The following is a 17,872-nucleotide window of genomic DNA, read 5'->3' as shown; positions in this document are numbered from 1 at the left end:
GGAAGGACGGCCACGTGCGCAGACTGTGGTTCCGGATGCTGCTCGCCCTGACCCTCACCACCGCAGCCCCGGCCGCCGCACAGGCGCTCGCGCCGGCGGAGGACCCCGTCGACTTCGACGGCGCCTACCTCGTCGACACCACCGCGACGCTGTCCGCGAGCGACCTGACGCGCATCGAGGACGCCGCCGACGCCCTCTTCGACGCGCACGGCACCGCTCTGTTCCTGGTCGTGGTCGACCGGTTCACCGGCCCCTCCGACGGCCCGTCCTGGGCGAACCGGTCCGCGGAGCTCAGCGGCCTCGGCGGGGACGACATCCTGCTCGCCGTCGCGGTCGGCGACCGCGAGCTCGCCTACTCCGTGGACGAGGACTTCCCGCTGTCGAACGACCGCATCGACGACGTGATCGACGACACCCTGATCCCCGCCCTGCGCGACGACGACTGGGCCGGCGGGGTCGTGGCGTTCGCGGACGGCCTCGACGAGGCGCTCGACCCGGGTCCGCCGTGGCTGCTCCTGATCGGCGTCGCGGTGGTCGTCGCCGGTCTCGCGGGATTCGGCGTGCGCGCCGGCATCCGCGCCGCCCGCGCGCGCCGCGCCGCGCGTGCCGACGAGGCGGAGCTCGACCGGCTGGATTCCCGCGCCGACGCCCTCCTGGTCGAGCTCGACGACTCGGTGCGCACCAGCACGCAGGAGCTGGGCTTCGCCGCCGCCCAGTTCGGCGACGACGCGACCGCGCCGTTCCAGTCCGCCCTGACCGGTGCCCGGGATCTCGTCACGCAGGCGTTCGAGCAGATGCGCCTCGTCGACGATGAGGAGGCCGAGACACCCGCGGAGCGTCGCGCCCTGCTGGAATCGATCATCGCGCTGTGCACGCAGGCGGATGCCGCACTCGATGCGCAGGCGGACGCGTTCGACGACCTGCGCGCACTCGAGCGGGAGGCACCGCGGCTGCGCGTAGAGCTCGCCGCCGCCCAGCCCGACGTCTCCGCTCGCATCGGGGCGGCCCGCGCCATCGAAGCGGACATCCGCACCCGGTACGGAGACGCCGCCCTGGCCTCCGTCGAAGGTTCGGTCGAACAGGCCGCCCGCCTCGACGCGTTCGCCGCCGTCGAACTCGGCCGCGCGGAGCAGAGCCTGCGAGACGGGCAGCCGGGGGTCGCGGCCGTGCGGATCCGCAGCGCGCAGCAAGCTCTCGGACAGATCGACGAACTCCTCACGGGGGTCGTGAGCCTGACGGAGTCGCTGTCAGCCGCGGCGGTACGGCTCGCCGCCGCCGTCGCCGACACGCGGGCCGACCTCGCTGCGGCCCGGGAGGCCGTCCTGGACGACACCGCCGACGCGGCCGAGCTCGACGCGGCCGCGGATGCCGCGGAGCGCGCCATCGGCGACGCGGAGCAACTGCCGCCGCCTGACGCCCTCACGGCCGTCGACGCCGCCGACGCGGAACTGACCGCCGTATCGAGCCGGGTCCTCGGCCGGTCGGCGGATCGGGACCGTGCGCTCGCGGAGTGGGAACGCGCCATCGCCACCGCGCGGGAGGCGATCCTGCGTACACGGGGGTTCATCGACACGAGACGCGGCATCATCGGACCGCGCGCCCGCACCCGCCTCACCGCGGCGGAGAGCCGGTACGGCGCTGCGCTCGCGCATGCGGCTGTGGACGACCCGCTCGCGGCCACGACCGCCGCCCGGCAGGCGGCGGCGCAAGCCGGTCGCGCGCTGGACATCGCCCGCGACGACGTGCGACGCGACGATCCCCTCCCCCCGTCGTACGACGACGCCGGCGAACGTGCGGCGTTCTCCGGCGGCATCCTGGACGGCCTGTTCAGCGGATGGGGATCGGGCTCGTCCGGCGGAGGTTCGCGAAGCGGCTGGAGCAGCTCCTCGCGGAGCAGCTGGCGCAGCTCATCGTCGCGCAGTTCGTCGTCGAGCCGGTCATCCTCCCGCAGCTCGTCGAGCTCCTCCCGCCGGTCGGGCGGGTCGGGCAGCTCGAGCCGGCGGTCCGGGGGACGGCGGTTCTGAACCGCCGCGGGGCGCACCTCGTCCGGGCGCGAACCTTCAGCTAGACTGACGGCATGGAGATCCTGCGGCACGCCGTCGTCCTCGTCCACCTCGTCGGGTTCGCCGTGCTCTTCGGCGCCTGGGCCGTCGAGGCCGTCGGACAGCATCGCATCACGCGCCTCATGCACTGGGGTCTCGCCATCGCGGGCGTCGCGGGCTTCGCCCTCGCCGCACCGTGGGGCATCGAGTACGACCTGAACTACGTCAAGATCGGCACGAAGCTCGTCATCCTGCTCGTGATCGGCGCGCTGCTGGGTGTCGGCGCCGCCCGCGAACGCAAGGCGGGCGGGGTGCCGCCGGTCGTGTTCTGGCTCATCGGCATCCTCACCTTCACCAACGCCGCGCTCGCGGTGCTCTGGCGCTGAGCCCGGCCGCTTCCGCGCACGAGGGGTAAACTCGACCCTCGTGCGCCGGCGACAACGCCGACGCCCCGGTGTCCCCACGTCGCCGCGTCCGCCGCGCCACCCCTGCCACGGACGCCCGCCACCGGTGCGTCCCACGAGGACTTCCCCCTTCCACCGACAGGTCCTCCTCCCCGCATGTCTGCAGCTACGACAACCGCCCCCGCCAACCCCCGCTCCCGCGTCATCACGGCGAGCCTCGTCGGCACGACGATCGAGTTCTACGACTTCTACGTCTACGCGACCGCCGCCGTCCTGGTCTTCCCCGTCCTCTTCTTCCCCACCGGCGACGAGACGACGGCCCTGCTGTCCTCGTTCGCCGTCTTCGGCGCCGCCATGGTCGCCCGTCCCATCGGTGCGGTCATCTTCGGCCACTTCGGCGACAAATTCGGCCGCAAGGCGACCCTCGTGGCATCCCTGCTCACGATGGGCATCGCGACCTTCCTCATCGGCCTGCTCCCCACCTACAACGAGATCGGCTGGTGGGCCGCCCTCCTGCTGCTGGTCCTGCGCCTCTTCCAGGGCTTCGCGCTCGGCGGCGAGTGGTCCGGCGCGGCGCTGGTGGCGACCGAGAACGCCCCCGCGGGCAAACGTGCCTGGTACGGCACGTTCCCGCAGCTGGGCGCGCCCATCGGCTTCATCATCGCGAACACGGTCTTCCTGATCATCAACTTCGCCCTGCCCCACCCCGACGGGCCGGCGCAGCGCTCGGAGGCCTTCCTCACGTGGGGCTGGCGCGTGCCGTTCCTGTTCTCGGCCGTGATGGTCATCATCGGCCTGTGGGTGCGCCTCAAGCTCGTGGAGTCCGAGACCTTCTCGAAGGCGGAGAAGTCCGGGGCGATCCGGAAGTTCCCGCTCGGCGAGGTCATCCGCCGGCACTGGTGGCAGCTGATCCTCGGCACGTTCATCATGCTCGCGACCTACGTGCTGTTCTACCTCATGACGAGCTTCACGCTCTCCTACGGCACGAAGGCCGGCCTCGAGACGGCCCGGGAGGCGGCGGACGCCGCCGGGACGCCGTTCGATGCGGCGGCCTACGTCCCCGGGCTCGGGTTCGGGTACACCGACTTCGTGATCATGCAGATCATCGGCGTCGTGTTCTTCGGCATCTTCACGCTGCTCTCCGGCCCGGTGGCCGACGCGATCGGCCGTCGCAAGCTGCTGCTGTGGGTCACGGCCGGGATCGGCGTGTTCGGTCTGCTGTTCAACGTGTTCCTCATGCCGCAGCTCGACCCGAAGTTCACCGGCGCACTCGTGCAGGCGTTCCTCATCCTCGGCTTCATGCTCATGGGGGCGACGTTCGGGCCGATGGGCGCCATCCTGCCGGAGCTCTTCCCGACGAACGTGCGGTACACCGGCTCGGCGATCGCGTACAACGTGTCGTCGATCCTCGGTGCCGCGCTCGCCCCGATCGTGGCCGTCGCCCTGTGGGCCGCGGCGGATGGTCAGCCGTGGCTCGTCGGGGTCTACCTCACGGGAGCGAGCGTCCTGACGTTCATCGCGCTCGTGCTGTCGAAGGAGACCAAGGACGTCGACTACGACACCAACATCGGCCTGGGCGAGACCGCGTCGCTCTGAACCCGGTGACGATGCGCGGATGCCGCGGGGCCCCGGCCTCGCGGCATCCGTCTTTCCTCCGGCCGGGACCCGCACTTCGGCGGCGGCCAAACCGGGGCCGGGCCTTCACCCGCGCCGAATGGCGGGTGCGCCCGCTCGGGACCCGCACTTCGGCGCGGTTCAGACCGGGGCCGCTCCTTCACCCGCGCCGAATGGTGGGTGCGCCCGCTCGGGACCCGCACTTCGGCGCGGGCGAAGATCCCCCGCCCGGGCCGCGGCGACGCGCACGCGCAGCCCCGCCCCGTCCCGACCCGCGAGCGCGCCGGGGTCAGTCGAGGAAGAGGACGCGCAGGCGCTTGGTCGTGAAGACGAGGCCCACCGCGATCATGACGACGTAGTAGAGGACATGCCACAGCATGTCGCCGGACAGGACGCCCGTCGTGAGCCCCCGGACGAGCTCCACGCCGTGCCACAGCGGGAAGGCCATGACGATCCCCTGCACGAACTCCGGGTACACCGTGATCGGGTAGAACGTCGCCGAGAAGAGGAACATCGGCAGGAGCACGAAGTTGATCCAGTCCATCTGCTGGAACGTCTTCATGTAGCTCGTGACCGCCATCCCGAGGCTCGCGAAGCCGAACGCGATCAGCAGCACGGCGGGGATCGCGAGGATCGCCGTCGGGGCGAGGTTCAGCCCGAGGATCTGCATGATGATCATGAAGCCCGACGCGTACAGCAGGCCGCGCAGGAGGGCGTAGAGGATCTCTCCGAAGGCGACATCGAGCGGTCCGAGCGAGGTGGACAGCATCCCCTCGTAGAGCTTGCCGTAGTTGAGCTTGAAGAAGACGTTCCAGGTCGAGTCGTAGATCGCGCCGTTCATGGCCGAGACCGCCAGCAGCGCCGGGGCGATGAACGCGGCGTAGCTGACCTCCACGCCCTGCGAGGTCTGCAGGTCGCCGACGAGCGAGCCCAGCCCGATCCCCATGGATGCCAGATAGAACACGGGCTCGAAGAAGCCCGACAGCACGACGATCCAGCTCGACGAGCGGGCGGCGAGGATCCCGCGCTGCACGACGGCGCCGGGGTTCCCGGCCCACAGCGCACGCACCCCGCCGCGGCGGGTCGGCGCCTCGGCGACGGCGGTCATTTCGCGAGCCTTTCGGTGAACACGCGGCGGCCCCACAGGTAGCCGACGACGCAGAGGACGAGCAGGTAGGCGACGTGCACCGTGAGCATGCCGGCATCCACGTCGGCGCCGTACGTGGCCACCCGGCCGATCTGCGCGCCGTGCCACAGCGGCGAGATCCACCCGATCCACTGCAGCCACCCCGGCAGGGTCTCGAGCGGGTAGAAGGTGCCGGAGAAGAGGAACATCGGCATGAAGAGGAACCGCTGCACGAGGGCGAACTGCCCCTTGTCGTCCTCGATGGAACCGGCGTATGCCATGAGGGGAATGCCGAAGGCGAGTCCTGCGGCGACACCGGCGAAGATGGCGATCCAGCCGGTCGAGGGGCTGGGCACCGCGCCGAAGATCCAGATGAAGAGGTAGTAGGCGGCGACGGCGACGAACATACGGGCCGCCGCGCCGGCGATCACGCCGTTCGCGATCTGCGGACTGCCGAGCGGTGACGCGTTGAAGCCGTAGAAGTAGCGGCGCCACTTGAAGCCCGCCATGACGGGGTAGGTCATCTCCTCGGATGCCACGGCGATCGCGGCCGTCACGAGCAGCGCGGGTGCGACGAAGACGAGATAGCTGACCTCCTGCCCGTGGTCGACGATCGGCGCCTGGATGAGCGCGGCGAGACCCACCGCCAGGCCCAGGAGGTACATGATCGGCTGCCCGAGGGCGCCGACGATGATCGTCCAGCCGTACGCGCGCATCGCGCGCACCATGTGCTCGGTCACGTACCAGCTGCCGCGCCGGCGCGGCTTCCGGCCCCACTCGAGCGCTTCCGCGCGCAGCTCGTCGAGCGTCGGGTGCGTCGAGGTCGCGCTCATTCGATCAGCGACCTTCCGGTGAGGCGCAGGAACACGTCCTCCAGGCTCGAACGGCGCACGAGGCTCGTGATCGGGGTGAGGCCGGCGGCGGTGACGCGTTCGAGCGCCGCCTCGCCGTTCTCCGTGTAGATGAGGATGCGGTCCGGCAGCACCTCGACGCGGTCGCCGACCGCCCCCAGCTGACCGGCGACCTGGGCGTTGCGGTCGGAGCCGAAGCGCACCTCGAGCACCTCCCGGCTGGAGTGCTCGCGGATGAGGGAGGCCGGGGTGCCCTCGGCCATGATGCGTCCCTTGTCCACGACGATGAGGCGGTCGCACAGCTGCTCGGCCTCGTCCATGTAGTGCGTCGTCAGGACGAGGGTCGTGCCGCGCTCCTTGAGACGGAACAGACGATCCCACAGGACGTGCCGGGCCTGCGGGTCGAGGCCGGTCGTCGGTTCGTCGAGCAGGAGGATGCGCGGGTCGTTGATGAGCCCGCGCGCGATCGTGAGGCGCCGCTTCATGCCGCCGGAGAGCTGGTCGACCTTGCTCTTGGCCTTGTCCTCGAGCTGCGCGAACGCGAGCAGTTCGTCGGCCTTCTCCTGGCAGACCTTGCCCGGCAGGCCGAAGTAGCGCCCGTAGATGTACAGGTTCTCGCGGGCGTTGAGCTCGCCGTCGAGGTTGTCCTGCTGGGGGACGACGCCCAGGCGCGACCGGATCTCCGGACCGTACTGGTCGGGGTCGAGGCCGAGGATCGACAGGTCGCCGCTCGTGCGCGTGGACACCGCGCCGATCATCTTCATCGTCGTGGACTTGCCCGCGCCGTTGGGGCCGAGGAGCCCGAAGGACTCCCCCGGAGCGACCTCGAACGACAGCCCGTCCACGGCGAGGAAGTCGGGCTTGCCCTTGACCTTGTAGGCCTTCACGAGGTTCTGGGCGGAGATGACGGGTTCAGGCACCGGACCACAGTAGCGAAGGCGGCGGACAGTGCGGCGAGCGCGTCAACCCTGGTTGACAGCGCGTGCGACCGTCAACTATGGTTGACGGCGGATGCCGCACCCGCGGCATCCCTCCGACACTCGGGAGGGCTTGTGAGCGACCAACTGCGCACCGCGATCGGCGCCGCCGAGGGCGGTGACCCGCTCCCCGAACTGCGGCGCCTGCACGCGCTGCACGCCGAGCTCGCCCGCGCCGAAGCCGAGCAGGTCCGCCGCGCCCGCGGGCAGGGCTACTCCTGGGTCGCGATCGCCGACGCCCTGGGCGTGACCCGCCAGGCCGTGCACAAGAAGTACGGACGAAGATAGAAGCACCGCCCGTGCCGCGCGGACTGCGCCGCCCACCGGCATCCACCCCCACGCATCGCCACCCCAGAACCGAGGACGCCCCGTCATGTCTTCCGACACCGCCCGCCGCACCCGCGGACCGCGCCGCCCCGCGAAGGACGACGGCCCCCGTGCGAGCCTTCGCCAACTGCTGCCGTTCCTCTTCGAGCACAAGGGCGTCCTCGTCCTGGTCACCGTGCTCAGCATCCTCGCCGCCGTCACGACACTCGGGCAGCCGCTCGTCGTCGGCCAGCTCATCGAGCGCGTCCAGTCCGGCGAGGCGCTCGGCATCCTCGTCTGGGCGCTCGTCGCACTCGTGATCGTGTCCTCCCTCATCAGCGGCTTCCAGCACTACCTCCTGCAGCGCACCGGCACCGCCGTCGTGCTCTCCAGCCGCCGCCGCCTCATCGCGCGCCTCCTGCACCTGCCGGTGCAGGAGTACGACGCGCGCCGCACCGGCGACCTCGTCTCCCGGGTCGGCACCGACACGACCCTGCTGTACGCCGTCCTCACACAGGGGCTCGCCGACTCGGTGGGCAACGCCCTCATCTTCCTCGGCGCGATCATCGCGATGCTCGTGATCGATCCGGTCCTGCTGCTGCTGATCCTCGTGGTCGTCGGCGTCTCGGTCGGGGTCGTGGGAGTGCTGAGCGGCCGCATCCGCCGCTCCACCCAGGTGCAGCAGGAGAAGGTGGGCGAGCTCGCCTCCGGCGTCGAGCGCGCCATCGGCTCGATCCGGACCATCCGCGCGGCCGGTGCCGCCGACCGTGAGCAGGAGTCGATCTCCGCGACCGCGGCCGACGCCTACGACGCCGGCGTGAACGTCGCGAAGGCATCGGCGCTCGTCGTCCCGATCGCCGGCGTCGCGCTGCAGCTGTCGCTGCTCGTCGTCCTCGGCGTGGGCGGTTTCCGCGTGGCATCCGGCGCGATCTCGATCGCCGCCCTCGTGACCTTCGTCATGTTCCTCTTCTTCCTCATCGCACCGCTCGGGTCGTTCTTCGGCGCGATCACGTCGGTGAACCAGGCGCTCGGCGCGCTCGGACGCATCCAGGAGGTGCTCGACCTCCCCACCGAGACCGCCGACGACGTCGTGGCCGCGGCATCCGCCCCCGATGTCACCGCCGCCGAGACGGCGATCGAGTTCCGCGACGTGCACTTCTCCTACCCGGATGCCGTCGTGTCGGCGCGCCGGTCGGCGGAGTCGGAGGCGCTGAAGACCCTGACCGAAGTGCGGGCCGACCGCTCGGGGCTCGCCGAGGACGTGCGGGAGGGCGACGTGCTGCGGGGCGTGTCGTTCCGGGTGCCGCGGGGGGCGCGGGTCGCCCTCGTCGGACCCTCCGGCGCCGGGAAGTCCACGACCCTCGCCCTCATCGAGCGGTTCTACGACCCGACCTCCGGCGCCGTCCTGCTCGGCGGGGCGGATGTCCGGAGCCTCGACCGCCTCGCGCTGCGCGCGCAGCTCGGGTACGTCGAGCAGGATGCGCCGACCCTCGCCGGAACGATCGGCGACAACCTGCGCCTCGCCTCGCCGCACGCATCGGACGCGGAGTGCGAAGAGGTGCTCCGCGCCGTCAATCTCGGCGACGTGCTGGAGCGGAGCCCGCTGGGGCTGGAGGCGCCGGTCGGCGAGGCGGGCGTGATGCTCTCCGGCGGCGAGCGCCAGCGCCTCGCGATCGCGCGCGCCCTGCTGGCGGCGCCCCCGATCCTGCTGCTGGACGAGTCGACGTCGTCCCTGGACGGCCTCAACGAGCAGCGGATGCGGGAGGCCATCGACGCGGTCGCCACCGGCCGCACGCTCGTCGTCATCGCGCACCGCCTGTCGACGGTGATCGACAGCGACCTCATCGTGGTCCTGGACCGCGGTCGCGTGGTCGGTCAGGGCACGCACGACGAGCTCGTCGCGACGGTGCCCCTGTACCGCGAGCTCGCGCAGCGCCAACTGCTCGCCTGAGCTGCGCCCGCGGGCGGGCGGGCTTGCGGGGGCTCCGGGCGCGGGTTTTCGGGGCTCCGGGCGGGGGTCTCGGGGGGGGCGGGTCCCGGGGGCTCCGGGGGGGCGGGCGCGCTGATCGGCGCCAAGTGGCGGGTGCTGGCCCGCGGGACCCGCACTTTGGCGCGGGCGAAAGCCGGGCCGCGGATTCGTCCGCGCCGAATGGCGGGTGCAAAGCCGCGGGACCCGCACTTCGGCGCGGATCAACACGCGGCGTGGGCAGCAGCATCCACTCGCCGCACAGAGAGCCGCGCCGCGGCGCACGCTCACCGCTGATCCGCGCCGAATGGTGGGTGCGAGGCCGCGCGACCCGCACTTTGGCGCGGGCAAAACCCGGGCCGCAGATTCGCCCGCGCCGAATGGTGGGTGCAAGGCGGCGCGACCCGCACTTCGGCGCGGGCGAAACCCGGCCGCAGATTCGGCCGCGGATGCCACGCAGCCGGGGCAAGTCGAATGCCCCGGCCCGCCGGGGCCGGGGCATCGTCGACGCGGGTCAGGCGAGCTGCGCGCGCTTCAGGCGGTACCGCAGCGCCGCGAGCTCGGCGTAGAGGGGCGCGGGCACCTTCCCGCCGAACGTGCTGTAGAACTCCTCGGTGAGGTCGGTCTCCTGCAGCCACAGGTTCGGGTCGACGGCGAACAGCTCGTCGAGGTCCTCCTGCGGCACGTGGATGCCGTCGAGGTTCAGGTCCTCGATCTTCGGGAGACGTCCGATCGGGCTGTCCACCGCGCCGACGGTGCCGTCGACACGACGGATGATCCAGTCGATCACGCGCGAGTTGTCGCCGAAGCCCGGCCACAGGAACCGGCCGTCCGAGCCCTTGCGGAACCAGTTGACCTGGAAGATCCGGGGGGCGCGGTCGAAGCGCAGCGACTGGCCGACCTTGAGCCAGTGACCGAAGTAGTCGGCCATGTTGTAGCCGCAGAACGGCAGCATCGCGAACGGGTCGCGGCGCAGCTCGCCGACGGTGCCCTCGGCGGCGGCGGTGCGCTCGGAGGAGATGTTCGAGCCGAGGAAGACGCCGTGCGTCCAGTCGGTGGCCTCGACGACGAGGGGCACGTTGGTGGCGCGCCGGCCGCCGAAGAGGATGGCATCCAGCGGGACACCCTCGGGGGTCTCCCAGTCCTGCGCGATCTGCGGGCACTGCCCTGCGCTCACGGTGAACCGCGAATTCGGGTGCGCCGCCGGCCGTCCGGATGCCGGGGTCCAGGGCTTGCCCTCCCAGTCGGTCAGCTCGTCGGGAGCCTCATCCGTGAGACCCTCCCACCAGACGTCGCCGTCGGGGCGGAGGGCGACATTCGTGAAGATCGTGTTGCCCCAGAGCGTCTCGACGGCCGTGACGTTCGTCGATTCGCCGGTGCCCGGCGCGACGCCGAAGAACCCGGCCTCCGGGTTGATGGCCCACAGGCGCCCGTCCTCGCCGGGGCGGATCCAGGCGATGTCGTCGCCGAGCGTCTCGACGCGCCAGCCCGGGATCGTGGGGCGGAGCATCGCGAGGTTCGTCTTGCCGCACGCCGACGGGAAGGCCGCGGCCACGTGGTAGGCCTTGCCCTGCGGGTCGATGACCCGGATCAGCAGCATGTGCTCGGCGAGCCAGCCCTCGTCGCGGCCGATCACCGAGGCGATGCGCAGCGCGAAGCACTTCTTCGCGAGGATCGCGTTGCCGCCGTAGCCGGAGCCGTACGACCACACCTCGAGCGTCTCGGGGAAGTGGACGATGTACTTCTCGTCGTTGCAGGGCCAGGCGACGTCCTCCTGGCCGGGCGCCAGCGGGGCGCCGACGGAGTGCACCGTCTTGACCCACGGCTTGCCGTCGGCGATCTGCTCCACGACGCTCGCGCGGACACGGGTCATGATGCCGATGGAGGCGACCGCGTACGCGCTGTCGGTCACCTGCACGCCGATGTGCGACAGCGGGCCGCCGACGGCGCCCATCGAGAACGGGACGACGTACATCGTGCGGCCGCGCATCGAGCCCTTGAAGAGGGGCGTGATGGTCGCGCGGATCTCATCCGGGGCGACCCAGTTGTTCGTGGGGCCGGCGTCCTCTTCGCGCTCGGAGGCGATGAAGGTGCGAGCCTCGGTGCGGGCGACGTCGCTCGGGTGCGAGCGGGCAAGGTACGACCCGGGCCGCCACTCCGGGTTGAGCTTGATGAGCTTGCCCTCGTCGACCATCTCGCGCAGCAGCGCTTCGTTCTCGCCGCGGGAGCCGTCGACCCAGTGGATGCGGGCGGGCTCGGTCAACGCGGCGATCTCCTCGACCCACGCATAGAGCTTCGCCATCCCCTCGCCCGCCAGCTGCGGGCGGGCCCCGAAGGCTGCGGCCGGCGCGGTCGGCCGCTGGGTCGGAGTCGGGCGGGTGAAGATATCGGCGAGGGCCATGGCGGTCTCCTTCGAGTTCGAGGGACGAGATCGTCGTTCCTCTTCCACTGTGCCGCCGCCTCCGGGCGTCTTACCGCCCGAGCGAGGATCAAGAATCCGCATTCTTTCGATATATTCAAGGAATGCCCTCCTCCTTCGAGCTGTCCACCCTGGGCCACCGCATCCGTCATCACCGGGTCTCGCACGGCTACACGCTGGACGAGCTCGGGGCGATCGTCGGCGTCGCGGGGAGTCAGCTGAGCCTCATCGAGAACGGCAAGCGCGAACCCAAGCTGTCGCTGCTGCAGGCGATCGCCCGCGCGACCGGCACCGAGGTCTCCGACCTGCTCTCGACAGAGCCGCCGAACCGGCGTGCAGCGCTGGAGCTCGAGCTCGACCGCGCGCAGTCCAGCCCCGTCTTCCGGCGCCTCGGCATCCCGCCGGTGCGCGTGACGAAGACGATGTCCGACGACACGATCGAGACGATCCTGGGCCTGCACCGCGAACTGCAGCGCCGGGAGCGCGAGGCCATCGCGACGCCGGAGGAGGCGCGCCGCGCCAACACCGAGCTCCGGCTGCGGATGCGGGAGCGGAACAACTACCTCGGCGACATCGAGAAGCTCGCCGAGAAGCAGCTGCGGGCGGCGGGCCACGTCTCCGGCGCCCTCACCCACCGCAGCGTCAGCATCATGGCCGAGCAGCTCGGCTTCGAGCTCATCTACGCGAGCGACCTGCCGCATTCGGCCCGCTCGGTCACCGACATGGCGAACGGGCGCATCTACCTGCCGCCCGCATCGATCCCCGGCGGGCACGGCCTGCGCTCGATGGCGCTGCAGGCGATGGCGCACCGACTGCTGGGGCACACGCCCCCGACCGACTACGCCGACTTCCTGCAGCAGCGGCTCGAGATCAACTACTACGCGGCGTGCTGCCTCATGCCCGAGACGGCGTCGGTCGCGTTCCTCAGCCAGGCGAAGAAGGACCGCGACCTGGCCGTCGAGGACTTCCGGGACGCGTTCGGCGTCACGCACGAGGCGGCGGGCATGCGGATGACGAACCTCCTGACGGAGCACTTCGACATCAAGCTGCACTTCCTCCGCGTCGACGGCGCCGGCGCGATCAACCGCGTCTACGAGAACGACGAACTCCCGCTGCCGATGGACGTCACCGGCGCCGTGGAGGGCCAGATCGTGTGCCGCAAGTTCGCCGCCCGCTCGGCCTTCGGCGAGCAGAACCGGACGACGGAGCACTACCAGTACACCGACACCCCTGCGGGCACGTTCTGGTGCTCGAGCCAGACGGGTTCGACGGCGGAGGGCGAGTACTCCATCACGGTCGGCGTGCCGTTCGACGACGCGCGCTGGTTCCGCGGCCGCGAGACCCCGAAGCGCGCCGTCTCGACCTGCCCCGACGAGGCCTGCTGCCGACGTCCCCCCGCCGACCTCACGGCGCGCTGGGAGGACAAGGCGTGGCCGAGCGCCCGCGTGCACATGCAGATGTTCTCGCCGCTGCCGCGCGGCGCCTTCCCGGGGGTGGATGACGGCGAGGTCTACGCGTTCCTCGACCGTCACGCCGAGGGGTGAGCCGCCGGCCGCGCGGTCAGCCGGTGATGAACCGACGGTAGCGGTCCAGCGCCGCCGCGACCTGCGCCGCGCTCGCGGCACCCGGGACGAACAGTTCCGGCACCGGGTCGTCGGTGTGCCGGCCGACGGCGACCGAATGGGTCCAGACGCCGACGACCTCGCCACCTGCGACGAGGATCGGCCGGACGATGCCGTTCATGCTCGGCCCGATCGCCGCGAGGAACTCCGGCGCGCACGGGACCGTGCGGTCGACGTAGGACAGGTAGTACTCCTCGAACGGCGGCAGGGCGATGACTTCCGGCATGCCCGTCCCCCGCCGCGGGGCGGGTGCGGCGACGACGTACTGCGGCTCCGGCTCGTCGGCCACGACGCGGAGGCGGTCGCCGGCCGCTTCGGCCGCGTGACGTGCGTCACCGAGGGGCAGCGCCGACCACCACGCGAAATCGCGCGGGCCGGCCGGCCCGTGCGAGGCGATGAACCGCACGAAGAACTCGGCGAGCGGGTCCGCGGGCGTCACGGCATCCGTCACCCAGTCATCGACGAGGACGAAGTACTGCTCCCGTGTCGGACCGGTGTCGCGCGGGACGACCGGACCCTGACACAGGATGCCGCTGAGCGACAGCGCGACGAGGAGGTGGTACCCGCGCTGCCCGGCCGTCGAGACGCCGGCCGCGTCCCAGATCGCGAACAGCTCCCTGCGGGTCAGACGGTTTCCGCCGCGGAGCGCCGCGCGCGCCGCGACCTCCGCCCGTCCTCGCTCGTCGAGGTCGATCCCCTCGCGGCGGTGCACGGCCGCCGCCTGGCGGCGCTGCCGCTCGGCGGTGAGCGACAGGACCCAGCCGAGGTCGCGGCCCGGGATGACGTGGATCGTGCCGCGCATGGTCCACGACCGGACGATCTCGCCTCGGTCGAAGGCGGCATCCACGTCGGACAGTCGCGGCTGCCCGCGCGTGCGGGCGGCCAGCGCCCACCGCCCGCCCCAGAACTCCTGCGCCTGCGTCGCCAGCATGTGACCGGCGGCCTCCGAAACGGAGGCCACCGGAGCGCTCAGGCGGTGCGAGCGCAGCCGCTCGGCCCGGATGCGGACGACGTCCATGCCGCCATCCTGCCCCGTGGCGCGGACATCCGGCATCCGTCTCGTCGCCGGCGCCGTCGCCGTCGCCGGGCGACTCAGGCGAACGGGTCAGGCGTCAGCGTGTACTTCGTCTGCAGGTACTCGTGGATGCCCTCCGCGCCGCCCTCACGGCCGAGACCGGAGAACTTCCAGCCGCCGAACGGTGCGGCCGCGTTCGAGACGACGCCGACGTTCAGGCCCATCATCCCGGTCGCGAGGCGCTCGATCATGCGCTGACCGCGCGTGAGGCTCTCGGTGTAGACGTACGAGACGAGGCCGTACTCGGTGTCGTTGGCGATGCGGACGCCCTCGTCCTCGTCGTCGAACGGGATGATGGCGAGCACGGGTCCGAAGATCTCCTCGCGCAGGATGTCGCTGCCCGGCCGCACGTCGGAGAGCACCGTGGCCTGGTAGAACGAGCCGTCGCCGGGGATCTCGGCGCCCCCGGTGCGGAGGGTCGCGCCGCGCTGGACGGCATCCTGGACGAGCTGGTCGGCCTTCGCGACCGCCTTGTCGTCGATGAGGGGGCCGATCACGACGCCGTCCTCCGTGCCGCGGCCCGAGCGGAAGCCCTGCACCCGCTCCGTGACGCGGCGGGCGAACTCGTCGGCGACGGAGCGGTGCACGATGAACCGGTTCGCCGCCGTGCAGGCCTGCCCGATGTTGCGGAACTTCGCCGCGATCGCGCCGTCGACGGCCTTGTCGAGATCGGCGTCCTCGAACACGACGAACGGGGCGTTGCCGCCGAGTTCCATCGAGGTGCGGAGCACGCCGTGGGCGGCCTGCTCGAGAAGCTTCTGCCCGACGGGGGTCGAGCCGGTGAAGGAGAGCTTGCGCAGCCGCGGGTCGCGGATGATCGCCTCGGACATGGGTCCCGAGGAGGCCGTCGTGACGACGTTGACGACGCCGGCCGGAAGCCCGGCATCCTCCAGCAGCTGGACGAACGCGAGGGTCGTGAGCGGGGTCAGGGCGGCCGGCTTGATCACGACGGTGCACCCGGCGGCGAGCGCGGGCGCGATCTTGCGGGTGGCCATCGCGAGCGGGAAGTTCCACGGGGTGATGAGGAAGCACGGCCCGACCGGGTGCTGCGTGACGATCATGCGGCCGGTGCCCTCGGGGTTGGCGCCGTACCGGCCCTGGATTCGGGGCGCCTCCTCGCCGAACCAGCGGAGGAACTCGCCGCCGTAGGCGACCTCGCCGCGCGCCTCGGCGAGCGGCTTGCCCATCTCGATCGTCATCAGGAGAGCGAAGTCCTCCTTGCGCTCCTGCAGGAGGTCGAACGCCCGACGCAGCAGCTCGCCGCGCTGGCGGGCGGGCGTGGCCGCCCACGCGTCCTGGGCCGCGACGGCGGCATCGAGCGCCGCCTTCCCGTCGGCGACGGAGGCGCTCGCGATCTCCTTGACAACGGCGCCGGTGGCGGGGTCGGACACGGACAGCGTCGCGCCGCCTTCGGCCGGACGCCACTGGCCTCCGATGAACAGTCCGTCCGGCACGTTCGCCAGCAGTGCGGTCTCGCGGTTCTCGCTCACGGTGACTCCCTCGTCGATGGGATGCCGTTCCGCATCCACGTAGATCGTATACGATCCTAGCCGCCCCGGGCGCGTCCGTCGAGCGGGCGCACGGCCCGGACCCCCGAGCGGGGAGTCCCCCGGCCCGCCCGTATACTCGGACCGTCCGGCGGCGCTTCTGCCCGCCGGTGCTCGAAAAATGGGCACGCAGCCGTCCCGGCTCGCGCGATGCGACGCCGCATCCGCACGGGACCGGGCGCGCGAGACACATACGGCTCCCCCGCATCCGTCCCGTCTTCCGGAGGTCCTTCCGTGCCCACCGTCTCCGCGCACGTCGCCCACACCCTCGCCCGCCACATCGATCACGTGTTCGGCGTGATGGGCAACGGCAACGCGTATCTCCTCGATGCGCTCGAGCGCTCCACCGACGTCTCCTTCACCGCGATGCGCCACGAGGCCGGCGGTGTCGTCGCGGCGGACGCGTATCACCGCGCCGGCGGCGGGCTCGCCGCCGCGACCGCGACGTACGGCGCCGGCTTCACGAACACGCTCACGGCGCTCGCCGAGGCGGTGCAGGCGCACGTGCCGCTCATCCTCGTGGTCGGCGACGAGCCGACCTCGGGCCCCCGCCCGTGGGACGTCGACCAGATCGCGCTCGCGTCGGCCGTCGGCGCGCGCACCTACACGGTGGGGCGGGCGGATGCCGCGGCCACCACGGTCATCGCGATCGAGCACGCGCTGAGCTACCGCGTGCCGACCGTCCTCGCGATCCCGTACGACGTCGCGAAGCTCGACGCCGGGCCGGTGCCCCCCGCCCCGGAGCCGCAGCGGCCCGCGCCGCTCGCCCCGACGACCCCGTTCGCGCGTGCCGCCGTCGCCGACCTCGCACGCGCGCTCGCCGGCGCGCGACGCCCGTTCCTGCTCGCCGGGCACGGCGCCTGGATCTCGGGCGCCGGCGAGGCGCTCGGCGCACTCGCCGACCTGACGGGCGCCGTGACGGCGTCGACGGCGCTCGGACGCGGCGTCTTCCCGCGCACCGAGTTCGACCTCGGGGTCACGGGCGGGTTCGGCGCCGAGGGGGCGATGGAGCTGGTCCGCGAGGCGGACGTCGCGGTGGTGTTCGGGGCCTCGCTGAACCAGTTCACGATGCGCTTCGGCGACCTCTTCGCCCCGGGCACGCTCGTCGTGCAGATCGACACCGCCCCCGCGGCGACGCACGCGCACGTCGGACGGTTCCTCCGCGCCGATGCCGCCGTCGCAGCCCGCGCCCTCGTCGACGCCCTGGGCGATCTGGACGCGCAGCCCAGCGGCTGGCGGGAGAGCGTCGACCTCGGTCCGCTGCGGGCGCAGGAGCGCGGCGACGAGCTCGCCGCCGACGGTCGCCTCGACCCGCGCGCCGTCGCCGCCCGGATCGGCGAGCTCCTCCCCGAGGACCGCGTCGTCGTCTCGGACGGCGGGCACTTCATCGGCTGGGCGAACATGTACTGGCCCGTCGCGTCGCCGGACCGGATGCTCATGGTCGGCACGGCGTACCAGTCCATCGGACTGGGATTCCCGTCGGTGCCCGGCGCCGCGCTCGCCAAGCCGGCGTCGACCGTCGTCCTGACGACGGGCGACGGCGGCGGGCTCATGGCCCTCGCCGACCTCGAGTCGGCCGTCCGCGTCGCGGGCGGCCGGGGGGTCGCGGTCGTCTGGAACGACGCCGCCTACGGCGCCGAGGTGAACCTGTACGGGTTGCAGGGTCTGGCGCGCGAGCCGATGCTCATCCCCGAGGTCGACTTCGCCGGGCTCGCCCAGGCGGTCGGGGCCGAGGGTGTCGTCGTGCGCACGCTCGACGACCTCGATGCGCTCGCGCGGTGGGCGGAGCAGCCGGCATCCGACCGCCCGTTCCTGCTGCTGGACTGCCGCGTCTCGACGTCGGTCGTCGCGCCGTACCAGCAGGAGATCATCCGCGTGAACTCCTGACCGGGGACGCCGGCGCGCGCCGCCGGGCGCGGCGCG

General features: G+C 72.0%; 13 protein-coding genes. 7 read left to right on the top strand and 6 right to left on the bottom strand.

The annotated features are described in order from the left end of the window. The first annotated feature begins 14 nt into the window (after nt 1–14). From MSA03_RS07040 to MSA03_RS07030, 3 genes are all read left to right on the top strand, one after another. Entirely contained in the window at nt 15–2,024 is a 2,010-nt protein-coding gene (locus MSA03_RS07040) for a TPM domain-containing protein (protein WP_147050165.1), read from the top strand. Between the two features lie 53 nt (nt 2,025–2,077). Then, complete coding sequence (locus tag MSA03_RS07035; protein ID WP_028496839.1) at nt 2,078–2,428, top strand: hypothetical protein; 351 nt, start codon at nt 2,078–2,080, stop codon at nt 2,426–2,428. A 174-nt stretch (nt 2,429–2,602) separates the two neighbouring features. After that, nucleotides 2,603–4,042: an MFS transporter gene (locus tag MSA03_RS07030; protein WP_028496840.1), complete on the top strand. Its 1,440-nt coding sequence runs from the start codon at nt 2,603–2,605 to the stop codon at nt 4,040–4,042. Between the two features lie 307 nt (nt 4,043–4,349). Here MSA03_RS07030 and MSA03_RS07025 read toward each other — a convergent pair whose 3' ends face one another. From MSA03_RS07025 to MSA03_RS07015, 3 genes are read right to left on the bottom strand one after another with little or no spacing between them, the layout of a single operon-like run. Further along, nucleotides 4,350–5,168, bottom strand: a complete 819-nt coding sequence (locus MSA03_RS07025; RefSeq protein ID WP_147050164.1) for an ABC transporter permease — start codon at nt 5,166–5,168, stop codon at nt 4,350–4,352. Next, nucleotides 5,165–6,019 (bottom strand): ABC transporter permease, encoded by an 855-nt coding sequence (locus MSA03_RS07020; RefSeq protein ID WP_147050163.1) that lies wholly within the window; start codon nt 6,017–6,019, stop codon nt 5,165–5,167. The genes MSA03_RS07025 and MSA03_RS07020 overlap by 4 nt, the downstream gene beginning before the upstream one ends. Further along, complete coding sequence (locus MSA03_RS07015; protein ID WP_028496843.1) at nt 6,016–6,957, bottom strand: ABC transporter ATP-binding protein; 942 nt, start codon at nt 6,955–6,957, stop codon at nt 6,016–6,018. Before MSA03_RS07015 ends, MSA03_RS07020 begins: the two co-directional genes overlap by 4 nt. A gap of 132 nt (nt 6,958–7,089) precedes the next feature. On the opposite strand from MSA03_RS07015, the gene MSA03_RS07010 reads away from it, so the two are divergent. Further along, on the top strand, nt 7,090–7,302 hold the full coding sequence (locus tag MSA03_RS07010; RefSeq protein ID WP_028496844.1) for a hypothetical protein: 213 nt from the start codon (nt 7,090–7,092) through the stop codon (nt 7,300–7,302). Between the two features lie 85 nt (nt 7,303–7,387). Continuing rightward, nucleotides 7,388–9,271, top strand: a complete 1,884-nt coding sequence (locus MSA03_RS07005; RefSeq protein ID WP_147050162.1) for an ABC transporter ATP-binding protein — start codon at nt 7,388–7,390, stop codon at nt 9,269–9,271. A gap of 529 nt (nt 9,272–9,800) precedes the next feature. On the opposite strand, the gene MSA03_RS06995 is transcribed toward MSA03_RS07005, so the two are convergent. Next, complete coding sequence (locus MSA03_RS06995) at nt 9,801–11,687, bottom strand: phosphoenolpyruvate carboxykinase (GTP) (RefSeq protein ID WP_147050161.1); 1,887 nt, start codon at nt 11,685–11,687, stop codon at nt 9,801–9,803. 122 nt (nt 11,688–11,809) lie between these two features. Between MSA03_RS06995 and MSA03_RS06990 the strand changes: the two genes are divergently transcribed. Beyond that, on the top strand, nt 11,810–13,249 hold the full coding sequence (locus MSA03_RS06990) for an XRE family transcriptional regulator (RefSeq protein ID WP_147050160.1): 1,440 nt from the start codon (nt 11,810–11,812) through the stop codon (nt 13,247–13,249). A 16-nt stretch (nt 13,250–13,265) separates the two neighbouring features. Here the strand turns inward: MSA03_RS06990 and MSA03_RS06985 are convergent, their stop codons facing one another. Together MSA03_RS06985 and MSA03_RS06980 are read right to left on the bottom strand one after the other, a co-directional pair. Further along, the gene (locus tag MSA03_RS06985; RefSeq protein ID WP_147050159.1) at nt 13,266–14,345 is read right to left on the bottom strand and encodes a winged helix DNA-binding domain-containing protein; all 1,080 of its coding nucleotides are present in this window, start codon (nt 14,343–14,345) and stop codon (nt 13,266–13,268) included. Between the two features lie 74 nt (nt 14,346–14,419). Then, nucleotides 14,420–15,892, bottom strand: coding sequence for an NAD-dependent succinate-semialdehyde dehydrogenase (locus MSA03_RS06980; RefSeq protein WP_147050158.1), 1,473 nt, complete (start codon nt 15,890–15,892; stop codon nt 14,420–14,422). A gap of 291 nt (nt 15,893–16,183) precedes the next feature. Between MSA03_RS06980 and MSA03_RS06975 the strand changes: the two genes are divergently transcribed. Beyond that, a complete protein-coding gene (locus MSA03_RS06975) occupies nt 16,184–17,836 on the top strand; it encodes a thiamine pyrophosphate-binding protein (protein ID WP_028496850.1) in 1,653 nt (550 codons plus the stop codon). The last annotated feature ends 36 nt before the right edge of the window (nt 17,837–17,872 follow it).

Origin of the sequence: Microbacterium saccharophilum, from assembly GCF_007992455.1 — a bacterium.
Lineage (GTDB): Bacteria > Actinomycetota > Actinomycetes > Actinomycetales > Microbacteriaceae > Microbacterium > Microbacterium saccharophilum.
Note: the sequence above shows the minus strand (reverse complement) of the source record. Positions and strands in the feature narration are given on the sequence as shown.

Coding starts and splice junctions, on each gene's coding strand:
- MSA03_RS07005 (WP_147050162.1), top strand. CDS start 7,388: ATGTCTTCCGACACCGCCCGCCGCACCCGCGGACCGCGCCGCCCCGCG.
- MSA03_RS07035 (WP_028496839.1), top strand. CDS start 2,078: ATGGAGATCCTGCGGCACGCCGTCGTCCTCGTCCACCTCGTCGGGTTC.
- MSA03_RS07025 (WP_147050164.1), bottom strand. CDS start 5,168: ATGACCGCCGTCGCCGAGGCGCCGACCCGCCGCGGCGGGGTGCGTGCG.
- MSA03_RS07020 (WP_147050163.1), bottom strand. CDS start 6,019: ATGAGCGCGACCTCGACGCACCCGACGCTCGACGAGCTGCGCGCGGAA.
- MSA03_RS06985 (WP_147050159.1), bottom strand. CDS start 14,345: ATGGACGTCGTCCGCATCCGGGCCGAGCGGCTGCGCTCGCACCGCCTG.
- MSA03_RS07030 (WP_028496840.1), top strand. CDS start 2,603: ATGTCTGCAGCTACGACAACCGCCCCCGCCAACCCCCGCTCCCGCGTC.
- MSA03_RS06990 (WP_147050160.1), top strand. CDS start 11,810: ATGCCCTCCTCCTTCGAGCTGTCCACCCTGGGCCACCGCATCCGTCAT.
- MSA03_RS06995 (WP_147050161.1), bottom strand. CDS start 11,687: ATGGCCCTCGCCGATATCTTCACCCGCCCGACTCCGACCCAGCGGCCG.